Origin of the sequence: Arcobacter siniprincipis (SeqCode), from assembly GCF_048571125.1 — a bacterium.
Classification (GTDB): domain Bacteria; phylum Campylobacterota; class Campylobacteria; order Campylobacterales; family Arcobacteraceae; genus Arcobacter; species Arcobacter siniprincipis.
The window spans coordinates 2,845,356-2,857,971 of the sequence record NZ_CP182343.1 but is presented as its reverse complement, the minus strand read 5'-3'; the positions used below and the strand labels follow the sequence as shown (position 1 = coordinate 2,857,971).

17 protein-coding genes are annotated in these 12,616 nt (G+C 28.3%); 16 read left to right on the top strand and 1 reads right to left on the bottom strand.

Annotation, left to right across the window (positions count from 1 at the left end; genetic code table 11):
- Positions 1 to 98: 98 nt before the first annotated feature.
- Positions 99 to 2,180 (bottom strand): TonB-dependent receptor, encoded by a 2,082-nt coding sequence (locus ACNI3D_RS14550; protein WP_419767510.1) that lies wholly within the window; start codon positions 2,178 to 2,180, stop codon positions 99 to 101.
- A 364-nt stretch (positions 2,181 to 2,544) separates the two neighbouring features.
- Between ACNI3D_RS14550 and ACNI3D_RS14545 the strand changes: the two genes are divergently transcribed.
- From ACNI3D_RS14545 to ACNI3D_RS14470, 16 genes are all read left to right on the top strand, one after another.
- Positions 2,545 to 3,111 carry a TetR/AcrR family transcriptional regulator gene (locus ACNI3D_RS14545; RefSeq protein ID WP_129099602.1) on the top strand — a complete coding sequence of 189 codons (567 nt, stop codon included), beginning with the start codon at positions 2,545 to 2,547 and terminating at the stop codon, positions 3,109 to 3,111.
- A gap of 72 nt (positions 3,112 to 3,183) precedes the next feature.
- Positions 3,184 to 4,077, top strand: coding sequence for a DMT family transporter (locus tag ACNI3D_RS14540; protein WP_419767509.1), 894 nt, complete (start codon positions 3,184 to 3,186; stop codon positions 4,075 to 4,077).
- A 2-nt stretch (positions 4,078 to 4,079) separates the two neighbouring features.
- Positions 4,080 to 4,955: a DMT family transporter gene (locus ACNI3D_RS14535; RefSeq protein ID WP_419767508.1), complete on the top strand. Its 876-nt coding sequence runs from the start codon at positions 4,080 to 4,082 to the stop codon at positions 4,953 to 4,955.
- Positions 4,952 to 5,881, top strand: coding sequence for a D-2-hydroxyacid dehydrogenase (locus ACNI3D_RS14530; protein ID WP_419767507.1), 930 nt, complete (start codon positions 4,952 to 4,954; stop codon positions 5,879 to 5,881). Before ACNI3D_RS14535 ends, ACNI3D_RS14530 begins: the two co-directional genes overlap by 4 nt.
- 10 nt (positions 5,882 to 5,891) lie before the next feature.
- A complete protein-coding gene (locus ACNI3D_RS14525) occupies positions 5,892 to 6,437 on the top strand; it encodes a cysteine hydrolase family protein (RefSeq protein ID WP_419767506.1) in 546 nt (181 codons plus the stop codon).
- A 55-nt stretch (positions 6,438 to 6,492) separates the two neighbouring features.
- Positions 6,493 to 7,419: a bile acid:sodium symporter family protein gene (locus ACNI3D_RS14520; RefSeq protein ID WP_419767505.1), complete on the top strand. Its 927-nt coding sequence runs from the start codon at positions 6,493 to 6,495 to the stop codon at positions 7,417 to 7,419.
- 202 nt (positions 7,420 to 7,621) lie between these two features.
- Positions 7,622 to 7,744, top strand: a complete 123-nt coding sequence (locus ACNI3D_RS14515) for a hypothetical protein (protein ID WP_419767504.1) — start codon at positions 7,622 to 7,624, stop codon at positions 7,742 to 7,744.
- Between the two features lie 16 nt (positions 7,745 to 7,760).
- A complete protein-coding gene (locus ACNI3D_RS14510; RefSeq protein ID WP_419767503.1) occupies positions 7,761 to 7,910 on the top strand; it encodes a lmo0937 family membrane protein in 150 nt (49 codons plus the stop codon).
- A gap of 48 nt (positions 7,911 to 7,958) precedes the next feature.
- Positions 7,959 to 8,231 carry a hypothetical protein gene (locus tag ACNI3D_RS14505; RefSeq protein ID WP_419767502.1) on the top strand — a complete coding sequence of 91 codons (273 nt, stop codon included), beginning with the start codon at positions 7,959 to 7,961 and terminating at the stop codon, positions 8,229 to 8,231.
- 33 nt (positions 8,232 to 8,264) lie between these two features.
- Positions 8,265 to 8,852: an EF-hand domain-containing protein gene (locus ACNI3D_RS14500; RefSeq protein ID WP_419767501.1), complete on the top strand. Its 588-nt coding sequence runs from the start codon at positions 8,265 to 8,267 to the stop codon at positions 8,850 to 8,852.
- A 57-nt stretch (positions 8,853 to 8,909) separates the two neighbouring features.
- Positions 8,910 to 9,074 carry a sll1863 family stress response protein gene (locus tag ACNI3D_RS14495; protein ID WP_419767500.1) on the top strand — a complete coding sequence of 55 codons (165 nt, stop codon included), beginning with the start codon at positions 8,910 to 8,912 and terminating at the stop codon, positions 9,072 to 9,074.
- Positions 9,064 to 9,201 carry a sll1863 family stress response protein gene (locus ACNI3D_RS14490; RefSeq protein WP_419767499.1) on the top strand — a complete coding sequence of 46 codons (138 nt, stop codon included), beginning with the start codon at positions 9,064 to 9,066 and terminating at the stop codon, positions 9,199 to 9,201. The genes ACNI3D_RS14495 and ACNI3D_RS14490 overlap by 11 nt, the downstream gene beginning before the upstream one ends.
- A gap of 484 nt (positions 9,202 to 9,685) precedes the next feature.
- Complete coding sequence (locus ACNI3D_RS14485; RefSeq protein WP_419767498.1) at positions 9,686 to 10,237, top strand: bile acid:sodium symporter family protein; 552 nt, start codon at positions 9,686 to 9,688, stop codon at positions 10,235 to 10,237.
- A 222-nt stretch (positions 10,238 to 10,459) separates the two neighbouring features.
- Entirely contained in the window at positions 10,460 to 10,738 is a 279-nt protein-coding gene (locus ACNI3D_RS14480) for an SDR family oxidoreductase (protein WP_419767497.1), read from the top strand.
- A 64-nt stretch (positions 10,739 to 10,802) separates the two neighbouring features.
- Positions 10,803 to 11,684 (top strand): AraC family transcriptional regulator, encoded by an 882-nt coding sequence (locus ACNI3D_RS14475; RefSeq protein WP_419767496.1) that lies wholly within the window; start codon positions 10,803 to 10,805, stop codon positions 11,682 to 11,684.
- Positions 11,681 to 12,568: an AraC family transcriptional regulator gene (locus tag ACNI3D_RS14470; RefSeq protein ID WP_419767495.1), complete on the top strand. Its 888-nt coding sequence runs from the start codon at positions 11,681 to 11,683 to the stop codon at positions 12,566 to 12,568. The genes ACNI3D_RS14475 and ACNI3D_RS14470 overlap by 4 nt, the downstream gene beginning before the upstream one ends.
- Positions 12,569 to 12,616 lie beyond the last annotated feature (48 nt).

Sequence of the window (12,616 nt, the reverse complement as noted above, 5' to 3'; positions counted from 1 at the left end):
TATTCTATGAGAATAGTATTATAAAATTGGCTTATCTATCTTTTGAAAAGAATTTTTATGTAATACTATTCAATGTTAAATTAATAAAAGTCTATTTTTTAAAATGTATATTTAACACCTATTCCAAAGAATTTTGGATCACCAAAAGTTGCCATTGAGAAAGTACTATTTGATTCATACATATTAACATATTCTTCATCCGTTAAGTTTTTACCATATACATAAATATTCCAATCAGAAAACTTATATCCTATTTTTGCATCTACTAAAGTATAACCATCTTCTCTCGCAAAATCTTTATTAACATCATCATAGAAAGACATTGATCCTTGATTTCTTATGTTTGTACGTGCATAAAAGCCGCTTGGGTGATTATATGAGATACTTAAATTTACAGTATGTGTTGGTGTAGTTTCTATTTTATTCCCACTAAAATTGTAATCTCCAACATCATAAGAGTCATATTTAGTTTTTATAATACCAGCTGAACCACTTATTTCTAAGTTATTTGTTAGAAAATACTGAAAGTCAAATTCAACTCCTTGAGAATGTGCTTTATCGGCATTATCTGTATAAACTTCTACTGCACCAACTCTTCTATATACATGTACATCTTCTATATTCATTCTAAATATAGAAGCAGAGAAATTGAAATCATTAAATATCCCTTTAATACCAATTTCATAATTAATAGATTGTTGAGGTTTAAAAGTATGATCTTTTACAGTTGCTAAATCTGTTGCTGCACTATTAAATCCACCAGGCATATATCCTTTAGAAATAGATATAAATGGAGATAGATTATCATTAAATTTATAATTTAATGCAACTTTTGGAATAAATGTATTCCAAGCTTTCTTATCATTATATCCTACTTGTCTTATTGTATCAATATAATAATCATAATCTATTTCTTTCTTAATTCTTTGGTATCTAGCCCCTAATGTTAAGTCAAGTTTTTCAGTTAAAGGTATCATAGTTTGTGCAAAAATAGCTTGTGTATTACTCTTACTATTAGACTTCATATTACTATTACCAGTATTTGTGCCATAATATATAATATTAGCTCCGTAAGGATTATGTTTTTGATCTTGGGTATCTAAATAAATTCCATTTACCCAACGAATACCATTTGTTTGATTGTTTGATATTCTAAATTCTTGGGAATAATTATCTGATACCTCAGTATTATACATGTGAGAATTATCTAGATAATTACCTGTTGTATAATCAAGATCATATTTTCCATCTACAGTGCTTTTTCTATGAACAGTTGTAGAATTAAAAGTATAACTATCTGTATTGTATTTTATATTAAGACCTTGAGAATTAATAGTATATTTCTCAAAAGTTGTTTTTTCAAAACCATGATTTTCAGCCTTTTCTCTATTGAAATCTGATAAAGTATAGCTAGTTGGATTAATTGTACCATAGCCTTTAAATCCATAATTGTTACTTCTTTCTTTTTTTAATACCAGTCTGGTAGATAGATTATCTGTGGCTTTATAATATAAAGAAGTTCCAAAATTTTTATTTTTTTCTTTAACTGCTTTGCTATCATTATTGTAAGTATTTGTAACCCAACCATCATCAGAAGTTATTTCTCCATTTAAATTAATAAAAAGTTTGTCAGCTATGAGAGGGGTGTTTAAATTAAATGTACTCCTTATATAATTATTACTACCATATTCAATTCCAATAGTTCCAGTTGTTTCATTTGTAGGCTCTTTTGTTATAATATTTATAACTCCACCTATGGCATCTTTACCATAAAGTGTACTTTGTGGACCCCTTAAAACTTCTACTCTTTCTACATTTTCTAAAGAAATAATATAAGAACGTTTTGAAGATATAGGTACACCATCAATATAAATAACTACTGGATTATTTTCAGTAAATAAAGATGCATTTAATCCTCTAAAGCTTACTTTCATCCCTCGATCTGGGATTATTGTCATATTTGGTATTTCAGATATAACATCTTCAATTGTTTTAATCCCTTTTTCTTCTATTTCTTCATAACCAATTACAGTAATACTTTGAGGTATGTCTTGAATATTTTCATCGACTTTATTTGCTACAACAGTTATGTCATCATATTTCTGAATATTATTTGCATAAAGTATATTTACAAGAGTAAAGGACATTATTGAAAACTTTAATAATTTTTGTAAGTACATTTTTTCCCCTAATGAATAATTAGATCAATAGTATTATAAATGAAATCAATTATCAATATTAGTTATATGATTAAAGGGAATATAAACACCGTTAAAAGTATTTTTATATAATAGTAAATAAATTAAATTTATTTATTCTTCTTAAGTTATTATGCAAATTATCTATGGCATTATCATAATCTTTTATACTAAATATAAATCATAAATATTTTACAAGATGCTTTAAAATATAATAATGATATAAAACAAGCATATGAAACTATAAATAGATTGACAGATTATGGTGAATTGTTTTATAATAATCTAAGCGTGGACTTGCAAAAAGAAGTCACTGAACCAAAACAAGGGCAAAGAAGAAACTAAAATGAGTAGTAGAGATAAATTATTAGATGTAGCCTTTGATGAAATATATCACAATGGTTATGCAGCAACTTCGGTTGATAAGATTTTAAAACAAGCAAATATGAATAAAGGAAGTATGTATCACTTCTTTAAGTCAAAAAAAGAGTTAACTCTTGCAGTTATAAAAGAGAGAATAAACCTTTATACTGAGACTAAGTATTCTATTCTTTTGAATTATGATGAAAATATAATAGATGAGATTATGTCTTTACTAAAACAAAGGGGTGGTTTTGATTTTAGATTGGGTTGCAAGCTTAATAATTTGGTTCAAGAACTCTCACCTAAAGATAAAGATTTTAAAGAAGCATTAGAAAAAGTCTATTTAAGATTTGAATCTATTATAAAAGAAGCTTTGGATAAAGCTGTAAAAAATAAAGAGATTAATCATAATGATACAAGAGCTTTATCTATGTATATCGTTGCCTCAATTGAAGGATGCTTAGGAACTGCAAAAAAATCTCAAGATGGTCAAGTTTTCTATGATTGTCTTTCTCAACTTGATCTGTTTTTAAACTCACTAAAAAAATAATTTCAAAAAGTCTTGACTAATTAGTCAAGACTTTGCTATACTTCTAATTGACTAAACAGTCAAGGAGAAAAAATGTTGTTAAAATTGAAATCTTTTATAGTTCCTTTATCATTTATTATACTTTCAGGTGCTGGCTTTGTATTTATAAAAATGGGATTGACTTATTCAAGCAGTATGGCTTTTTTAGAATTACGATATTTACTTGCATTTGTAGTTTTGCTCTTAGTTGCATTTATATTTAAAGCAAAGTTTTCTAAAAATTTAAATGAAATATTTCACATAAGTGTTGCTGGGATTTTATCTGTAGGACTTTTTTCTATTGGTTGTTTTAATTCAATAGATTATGGATTGTCACCCGCTCTTTGTTCTTTGATTATTTCCTTACAGCCTATTGTAGTTTCATTTTTTGCAATGAAGTTTTTAGGTGAAGAAGTAAGTAAAAGAGCATGGTTTGGACTAATACTTGGACTCATTGGAGTAGGGCTTGTTTTAGGGCTTGATGGAGAAATTAATAAAAATGAGTTGATAGGGTTTTTATTTGCAATATTGGGATTGTTTAGTATGAGTTTTGGGAATTTGTATCAAAAAAAATATTGTTCAAATATGAATTTGATTACAGGTGGAGTAATCCAAACATTTGCTTCTGCAATTATTGTTTTACCATTATTGTATTTTGAAGATATAAGAGTTGATTTTAGTGGCGAATTTATAATTGCTTTAAGTTATATGTCTGTGATTGCTAGTATTGGAGTTATGTCTTTATTGTACTATATGATTAGACATGGTGAAGTATCAAAAGTATCTTCTTTATTTTATTTATTACCTGTAGCTTCTGCTCTTGTGGCTTATTTTGTATTGGATAAAAGTCTGGAGTTGAATGTATTTATTGGAATTATTATTGTTCTTATTGCCATGAATTTGATAAATAAAAAAGAACAAGTTCAAGCTATAGTAAATAAAGGTTAAGTGTGAGATTTTATATACAAAAATCTATTTTGCCATTTTTTTTCATTTTTTTATATGGAAGTGGATTTATTTTTTGTGAATATGGTTTACAAAATGCCTCTCCAATGGCTTTTTTAGAAGTACGGTTTTTTATTGCTTTTTGTATCTTATTTTTGATTACAATTATATTTAAACTACCAATGCCTAAAACTAAAAAAGAAGTTTTCCATATAGCCATTGCTGGAAGTTTAACTGTTGGGACATTTTCAATAGGAGGATTTTTAGCCATTAGTTATGGCATATCTGGGGCAACAAATGCTTTGATAATAGCCTTACAACCAATTGTTGTGACTGTTTTAGCCTTAAAATTATTAAATGAAGATATTAACATAAGAGTTTGGATAGGATTGATAATAGGATTTGTGGGAGTAGGTTTTGTGGTTTTTTCAAAACTTGAAACTTCTTTTTCTTCTCTTGGTCTGTTTTGGTCTTTTATTTCACTTTTGGGGCTTAGTATTGGAAGTTTGTATCAAAAGAAGTATTGCTCTCATATGAATCTTTACTCAGGTGGTGCAATACAAACTTTGAGTTCCACAATCTTAGTTTTACCATTTTTATTTTTTGAAGATTCTCATATAAATTGGAATATTCATTTTAGTATTGCTTTACTTTATATGACAGTTGCAGTTAGCATTGGTGCCTTGTCACTTTTATATATTATGATAAAAAATGGAGAGGTATCAAAAGTATCTTCGATTTTTTATTTAGTACCTGTTAGTGCTGCTATTGTTTCATACTTTTTATTGGGTGATAAAATAGAATTTATCGAAATCATAGGAATATTTACTATAATAATTGGAATAGTATTAATAAATAAAAAAAAGAAAGGAATAAAATGAAAATAGTTATTTTAGACAGAGCAACATTGGGGTCAGATATAAATATAGATATATTTAAAGAGTTTGGGGAAGTTGTATCTTATGCTACAACAAGTGAAGAAGAGTCAAAAGAAAGAACAAAAGATGCAGATATAGTTATTACAAATAAAGTAGTTCTAAAAAAAGAACAAATGGATGATTCGGCTATAAAACTTATTTGTATCACTGCAACAGGAACGGATAATGTTGATTTAGAATATGCAAAAAGTAAAAATATAGAAGTAAAAAATGTAGCTGGATATTCTACTTCTAGTGTAGTTCAAGTTACTTTTGGGATGATATTTTATTTTGTTCAAAAATTAAATCACTATCAAGATTCTCTTAATAATGGAAATTGGGGGAAAGTACCAGCTTTTAATGATGCAGATGATATCTTTTTTGAATTGGATAAAAAAAGAGTAGGGATTATAGGGTTTGGTGATATTGGAGTAGACTTAGCAAAAAAAGTAGAGGCTTTTGGTTGTGAAGTTGTTTATTATTCAACTAGTGGAAAAAATTCTAATTCAGACTACAAAAGAGTTGACTTAGACGAGCTTTTACAAAGCTGCGATATTATATCTGTCCATGCACCTTTAAATGAAAATACAAGAAATTTATTGACTTATGAAAATATGAAAAATATAAAAGAGGGTGCTATTTTATTAAATCTTGGTCGTGGTGGAATTATAAACGAAGATGATTTAGCCAAAATTATAGATGAAGAAAAAATTTATTGTGGTATTGATGTATTTGAAAAAGAGCCAATCGAGCGTACCAATCCATTATTAAAAGTTGTAAATAAAGAAAGACTACTTTTAACACCACATATTGGTTGGGGATCAAGTGAATCAAGAAATAGACTTATGAAAAAAGTTGCACAAAATATAAAAGACTTTTTAAGTAAATAAAGGAGAAAAGATGAGTAAAGCATTGGTAATTATAGATATTCAAAATGACTATTTTGAAGGTGGAACTTGCGAACTAGTAGGTGCCCAAGAAGCGAGTTTAAAAGCAAAAGAGTTATTAGAATATTTTAGAGAGAATAAAATGCCAGTATTTCATGTACAACATACAAGTTTATATGAAGGCGCAACATTTTTTTTACCAGATACATATGGAATGAAAATACATGAGAATTTAAAACCCCGTGAAGATGAGCCTATTATAGAAAAAAACTTTCCAAATAGTTTTTTAGATACATCTTTAGAATATGAGTTAAAAATACAAGAAATAAAAGAGTTAGTAATATGTGGAATGATGAGTCACATGTGTGTAGATGCTACAACTAGAGCTGCAAGTGATATGGGATATGGTTGTACAGTTGTGCATGATGCTTGTACAACAAGAGATTTAGAATTTTTAGGAGAAATTGTTCCTGCAAAATCAGTACATAACTCTTTTATGGCAGCACTTGAAGGTACTTATGCGAAAATGGTTTCTTGTGAGGAGATAGTTTCTAAGTAATTACAAGTAAATTTAAACCTATTTTTGTAGAATAAGAAAAAACATCGGATAGCTTATGATAAAAAAGATTTCTATACTGTTTCCTTTATGGGCAGTTTTATTTTCGTTTCTTGCATATTTACAGCCAAGTTTGGTAGTTGGATTTAAGAGTTGGATTATTCCACTTTTGATTCTTATTATGTTTTGTATGGGGATTACTTTAAAAATTGATGACTTTAAAAGAGTTTTTAAAAGACCAAAAATCATAGCATTGACTGTGGTATTGCAGTTTTTATTTATGCCTTTTTTTGCTTTTATAGTATCTAAGATATTTAATCTATCTGATGAATTACTTGTGGGTATGGTACTTGTTGGAGCAGTTTCAGGTGGAACTGCTTCAAATGTAATAGCTTTTTTAGCAAAAGCTGATGTGGCACTTTCTATTACCATGACAATTGTATCAACTCTTTTATCAATAATCATCACACCATATTTGACACTTCTTTATGTGGGACAAACAGTACCAGTACCAGCTCTTAGTATGCTTCTTAGTATCTTAAAAATAGTATTTGTACCTGTAATTATTGGGCTTATATTAAATCAAATTTTTAATAAATATATTGAAAAAAGACATGATATTTTTGCTTTGTTATCTATTATTTCTATTGTATTTATTATAGGAATTATAATAGGTATAAATGAAAGTAAAATCTCTACTATTGCCTTATCATTGATGTTAGCAATAGCTTGCCACAATCTTTTAGGACTAATCACTGGATACTATTTTGCCAAAATGTTTGGTTATGATAAAACTGTATGCAAAACAGTAGCCATAGAAGTTGGTATGCAAAACTCTGGTTTAGCTGTTGTTTTAGCTATGAAATATTTTTCTGCTTTAAGTGCACTTCCTGGGGCTATATTTAGTATCTGGCATAATATTTCAGGCTCTATTCTTGCAGGTATTTGGTCAAAACAAGAAGAAATAAATACTAATCCAAAATAACAATTTAAGAATAGTATTTATTTTAAACCAACACAATTTCTCACATCAGTCAAGCTAAAATCTACTTTTATAAACAATATGTTAAATTTAACTTAAATTTTTAAACCAATATAAAGATATTAGTTTTTATTTATGTCTACCCTTTAAGGTCAATAGGAAGATAATGAATTGTCTTATGATAGACACAAGGAGAATATAAATTATGAAACAAAGTATATTTTTAAAAGCAGCGATTATTACAACTATTTTATTTGTTAATGTGATTCCTCTTTTAGCAACGGAAGATGTTGATGGTGTTAAAAGTGTTATGACCATTGGAAAATAAATTTAAGGAGAAAAACATGTTATGGACAATAGCTTTAATACTTGTGATTTTATGGGCATTAGGATTGGTTAGTAGTTTTACATTAGGTGGATTTATTCACATATTATTAGTACTTGCTGTTATTATTATACTCATTAGAGTTATTCAAGGGCGACGGGTACTTTAAAACTACACGCACTTACTTGTAAATATAAAATTAGAAAAAGGATTTATGATGAGCGATAAAGAACTTTATCAAGAACAAAAAAAGAGACAATTAGCTGAGTATGAAACACAAATGAAAGAACTAAAAGAAAAAGCTTCAGCACATGATTCCGTTGCAAATACTAAACTATTCAAACAAATTGAAATCGTAGAGTTGAAGTTAAAAGAGGGGAAAGCAAAATTAAAAGCTTTTGAAAAAGCTTCTAAAGAAGAGATTGAAGCTCACAAAAAAGCTATTGATGATGCATTTATAGAAATAAATATTCATTTGGCGATGAGTTAGAATTATTTAATATAATCAAACAAGGACAAAATTATGAAAAATCTATTTAAAATCATTACATCAGGTTTCTTAGTTGCTGGTTCTTTATCAGTTATTACAAGTTCTATAATGGCACAAGAATTGCCAAGTCGAGGTCCAATCCCATTTTCAATATATGATGTAAATAATGATGGACAAATAAGTACAAAAGAGTTTTATGATGTTAGAGAAAAACGAACGGAAGAAAAAGTAGCTGCTGGTATGCCTATGAAAAATGCAGAAAATACACCAACTTTTGGTTTTTTTGATCTTGATGGTGATGGTAAACTATCTGAAACAGAGTTAATTAAAGGTCAAAATATGCAGATGATGAAGAACAGAGGAAATCAAGGCATGAATAACAAAGGTATGGGACGAGGATACAATATGCCTAGTTTTGAAAGCTTTGATTTAAATCATGATGGAGTAATAAGTGACGAAGAAATGGAAGAAGCTAGAGAAAAAAGAATGGAAGATAATTCAGCACAAGGTAAAATGATGAGAAATATTGGCAATCAACCAATATTTTCAGATATAGATACTAATAAAGATGGAAATATCAGTAAAGAAGAGTTCCAATCTCATCAAATGAAACAAAGATAAAATTAAGGTATAACACATAAGTATAAAACAAATTTCCAATTAATAAAAGGATTTAAGATGAAAGATAAAGAACTCTACGAACAAAAAAAACAGGCTCAATTGGATGAATGGAAAGCAGATATTGATAAACTTAAAGCAAAAGCTTCAATCGAAAGTACAGAGGCACAAATTAAACTCAATGCACATATCAGAAAACTAGAAACTGATTTTGATGGGGGGTAAAAGAAAACTAACACACTTAAAAGAATCAGTAGAAGAGACATACGAATCTGTAAAAGAGAGCGTAGAATCTGCATGGAATAGTTTGGAAACTACTTTTAGAGAGGCTAAGGCAAAATTTAAAAATTAACTCCTAAGGGTTTCCACTTTTATCTTGAAGAGGTAAACCTCTCCACTCTTTTCTTTTTTTTTTTTTGAAAAGAAGAAACAAAAAAGCAACCAGACTAGTTGATAAAGGCAAGGCTAAATTTATTTTCTAGTCTGCGGGACTTATAAAAAAGAGTGAGTTTATCACTCTTTTTTATTTCAAACACATCCTCGACTTTTTCCGAAAAAAATTTAAAACTACTGGGCTTCATCAAAGTCTGAGAATAAAGAAAGTTCAAACTATCCTTTGTAAATTTACTAAAGTAAGAAATCTAAACAAATCAAAATGCAAATGTTCTTATCATTGATGTTAGCAATAATTTGTCATAATCTTTTAGGACTAATCACTGGATATTATTTTGTGAAGTAGATATAGAACTTGGTATGCAAGACTCTGGTTTAGCTGTTGTTCTAGCTATGAAATATTTTTCTTCTTTAAGTGCACTTTCTGGTGCTATATTTAGTATTTGGCAAAAGCAGATGTTGCTTTATCAATCACTATGACAATAGTTTCTACACTTTTATCTATTATAGTTACACCTTATTTAACCTTGCTTTATGTTGGGCAAACTGTACCTGTTCCTGCTTTAAGTATGTTGTTAAGTATATTAAAAATAGTTTTAGCACCAGTTGTTTTAGGTGTTATTGTAAATTATTTTTTCCATAAATTTATTGATAAAAATAATGATATTTTTGCTGTCTTATCAATAGTTCCAATTGTTTTTATTATCGCAATAGTTGTTGGACTAAATCATTCAAGAATTGAGACAATAGGTTTATATTTATTGATGGGAGTTATTTTACATAATTTGACTGGTTTAGTTGGTGGTTTTTATACAGCAAAACTATTTGGATATAGTAAAAAAGAGTGTAAAACTGTTGCTATTGAAGTGGGAATGCAAAATTCAGGCTTAGCAGTTGCCCTTGCAACTAATTATTTCACTCCTTTAAGTGCTTTACTAGGTGCTATTTTTAGTATTTGGTATAATATTTCAGGATCACTTATCGCTTCTTTTTGAGCAAAACAAGAAGAAAAAAACTAAAAATAGAATTTAATATTCTAATATGCCTAATCTTAATACTCTAAGATTAGGCATAAAACTATCTTTTAATCTAATTTCCAAAGAGACTTTCCTTTCCTTTTTATTTTAAAAATTATAGAATATAATAGCAATCTTGGAGTAGTTTTAATTTCTAAATCTTAATACAATTTCCACATAAAAGAGTTTGAAAGAGAGCAGATGAGTAAGAGTACAAGTGTATATGCTGCATCTAAAGGAGCAGTTGAGCAAATAACTAGACAACTTGCTAAAGAGTTTGGTGTAAAAGGTATAACTATAAATGCAATCGCACCAGGACCTGTGAAAACTGAACTATTTATGAAAGGTAAATCAGAGGAGCAAATTACGATGTTAAGCAAAATGAACTCTTTTGGACGACTTGGTGAGACTGAAGATATTGCAGACGTGATTGAGCTTTTAGTAGTGATAAAGCCCATTGGATTACGGGGCAAACTATAAAAGTAAATGGTGGGTTTATTTAAAGAAATATATTATAAAATGATTATACATAAAAGGTTTGAAGATGGATGGTTTATCACAACTAAAACAAATTGTTAAAAAGATAAGTTTAGAGGAAGGGATAAATAATACAAATATACCATTTGTAAAAATCTTCAAATCTTTAAGTAGTGGTGAGGTTCTACACACAATGTATGAACCATCACTGTTTATAATCTTACAAGGCTCAAAAACTGTAATGGTGGGTGATAAAATATTTGAGTACGATAGTGCATCTTACTTTATCTCTTCAACTTTTTTAGCAGTATCTGGGAAAGTTATACAAGCAAGCGAAAAAGAGCCTTTTATATCTATACAAATACTTTTTTCTCAAGAGCAGATATTCCAAGCTTTTGAAGAGTTTTCTATGAATTTAAATAAAGTAGATACTACAAATTTTTCTGCTTCAACTTACACTTTAGATGATAATTTAAAAGGTTCTATCTTAAGACTAGTAAAATTGAATGAAACACCAAAAGATGTAGAGGTTTTATCAAAAATATATCTTAAAGAGATACTTTATAGACTTTTAGTCTCAAATCAAAATATAGAGTTACAACAACTAGCTTTTATAGAAAGCAATTCCTATAAAATATCTAAAGCAATTACTTTTATAAATCAAAATCTGCACGAAACTTTTTTAATGGATGATATCGCAAAATCAGTAAACATGAGTATTTCATCTTTTCATAAGCATTTTAAAACTATTACTGGAATAAGCCCACTACAATATGCAAAAAAGCTGAAACTTTTAGAAGCAAAACGATTGATGACTTTAGAAAATATGGATATAGAAGGTGCTTCTTTTTATGTGGGATATCAAAGTACTTCTCAGTTTTCTAGGGAGTATTCAAGCTATTTTGGAATGGCTCCTGGTAAGCATGTCCGGAGTTTAAAAAATATATGAATCAAAAATTACTTAATGAACTTGAAAAACTACTAAAAGAAGATGGTCTTTATAATACTTACTTAGATAATCTAAAATTGTTTAAAGTAAGCTCACCTATGGTTTTAAGCCCATGTGTTTACGATAATTGGGTTGTATTTACTTTTCAAAATAGTAAAACTGTAAAATTAAATAATCATGTACTCGAATACAATAAAAGTAATTATTTAGTTGCATCATCAAAATTACCCCTTGAAGGTCAAACATATTTTGCCTCACAAGAAGAGCCGATGATAAGTATGATTATCTCAATAGATGAAAAAGAGATATATCAGCTTATCCAAGAATTATCTGAAGATTTCAGTGATGAACTAACAGACACTTTACAAGGAACTTTTGTCGATAGTGTTACTCCTGAGATAGAAGATCTTTTATATAAATTGATAAAAGTTATAAAGTCTAAAGAAGAGTCAAGAATCTTAGGTAAGGCACTTCTTAAAGAACTATTTTATAGAATTCTAAAAGGTAAAAATGCAAAATTTTTATATAAATTATTTGATAAGTCTTCAAAAGAAGCAAAAATTGCAAGAACGCTACAGAGTATTCATAATGGTTTTTCAAATAATTTAGATATAGAATCTTTAGCAAGAGAAGAGGATATGAGTGTGGCGTCTTTTCATACTCATTTTAAAAAAATCACTTTACATACTCCTTTACAATATATAAAAAAAATTCGTTTAACAAAAGCAAGGGATCTAATTATCCAAGAAAATCTACAAGTAAATGAAGTAGCTACAAAAGTAGGATATGAAAATATTTCACACTTTAGTAGGGAGTTTAAAAAGTATTTTGGATTTTCTCCAAAGGATGCAAAAGTATCTTATGCTGAGTACAATTTAGAATAGATCTATATTTATAGAATTATGCATAAGATTTATAGAAATCTCTATTTA

What these genes read in the sequence shown, in the direction of transcription:
- ACNI3D_RS14475 (WP_419767496.1), top strand. Translation starts at nt 10,803, where the DNA reads ATGGATGGTTTATCACAACTAAAACAAATTGTTAAAAAGATAAGTTTA.
- ACNI3D_RS14505 (WP_419767502.1), top strand. Translation starts at nt 7,959, where the DNA reads ATGAGCGATAAAGAACTTTATCAAGAACAAAAAAAGAGACAATTAGCT.
- ACNI3D_RS14540 (WP_419767509.1), top strand. Translation starts at nt 3,184, where the DNA reads ATGTTGTTAAAATTGAAATCTTTTATAGTTCCTTTATCATTTATTATA.
- ACNI3D_RS14500 (WP_419767501.1), top strand. Translation starts at nt 8,265, where the DNA reads ATGAAAAATCTATTTAAAATCATTACATCAGGTTTCTTAGTTGCTGGT.
- ACNI3D_RS14545 (WP_129099602.1), top strand. Translation starts at nt 2,545, where the DNA reads ATGAGTAGTAGAGATAAATTATTAGATGTAGCCTTTGATGAAATATAT.
- ACNI3D_RS14510 (WP_419767503.1), top strand. Translation starts at nt 7,761, where the DNA reads ATGTTATGGACAATAGCTTTAATACTTGTGATTTTATGGGCATTAGGA.
- ACNI3D_RS14525 (WP_419767506.1), top strand. Translation starts at nt 5,892, where the DNA reads ATGAGTAAAGCATTGGTAATTATAGATATTCAAAATGACTATTTTGAA.
- ACNI3D_RS14515 (WP_419767504.1), top strand. Translation starts at nt 7,622, where the DNA reads ATGAAACAAAGTATATTTTTAAAAGCAGCGATTATTACAACTATTTTA.
- ACNI3D_RS14520 (WP_419767505.1), top strand. Translation starts at nt 6,493, where the DNA reads ATGATAAAAAAGATTTCTATACTGTTTCCTTTATGGGCAGTTTTATTT.
- ACNI3D_RS14495 (WP_419767500.1), top strand. Translation starts at nt 8,910, where the DNA reads ATGAAAGATAAAGAACTCTACGAACAAAAAAAACAGGCTCAATTGGAT.
- ACNI3D_RS14480 (WP_419767497.1), top strand. Translation starts at nt 10,460, where the DNA reads ATGAGTAAGAGTACAAGTGTATATGCTGCATCTAAAGGAGCAGTTGAG.
- ACNI3D_RS14530 (WP_419767507.1), top strand. Translation starts at nt 4,952, where the DNA reads ATGAAAATAGTTATTTTAGACAGAGCAACATTGGGGTCAGATATAAAT.
- ACNI3D_RS14490 (WP_419767499.1), top strand. Translation starts at nt 9,064, where the DNA reads ATGGGGGGTAAAAGAAAACTAACACACTTAAAAGAATCAGTAGAAGAG.
- ACNI3D_RS14470 (WP_419767495.1), top strand. Translation starts at nt 11,681, where the DNA reads ATGAATCAAAAATTACTTAATGAACTTGAAAAACTACTAAAAGAAGAT.
- ACNI3D_RS14550 (WP_419767510.1), bottom strand. Translation starts at nt 2,180, where the DNA reads ATGTACTTACAAAAATTATTAAAGTTTTCAATAATGTCCTTTACTCTT.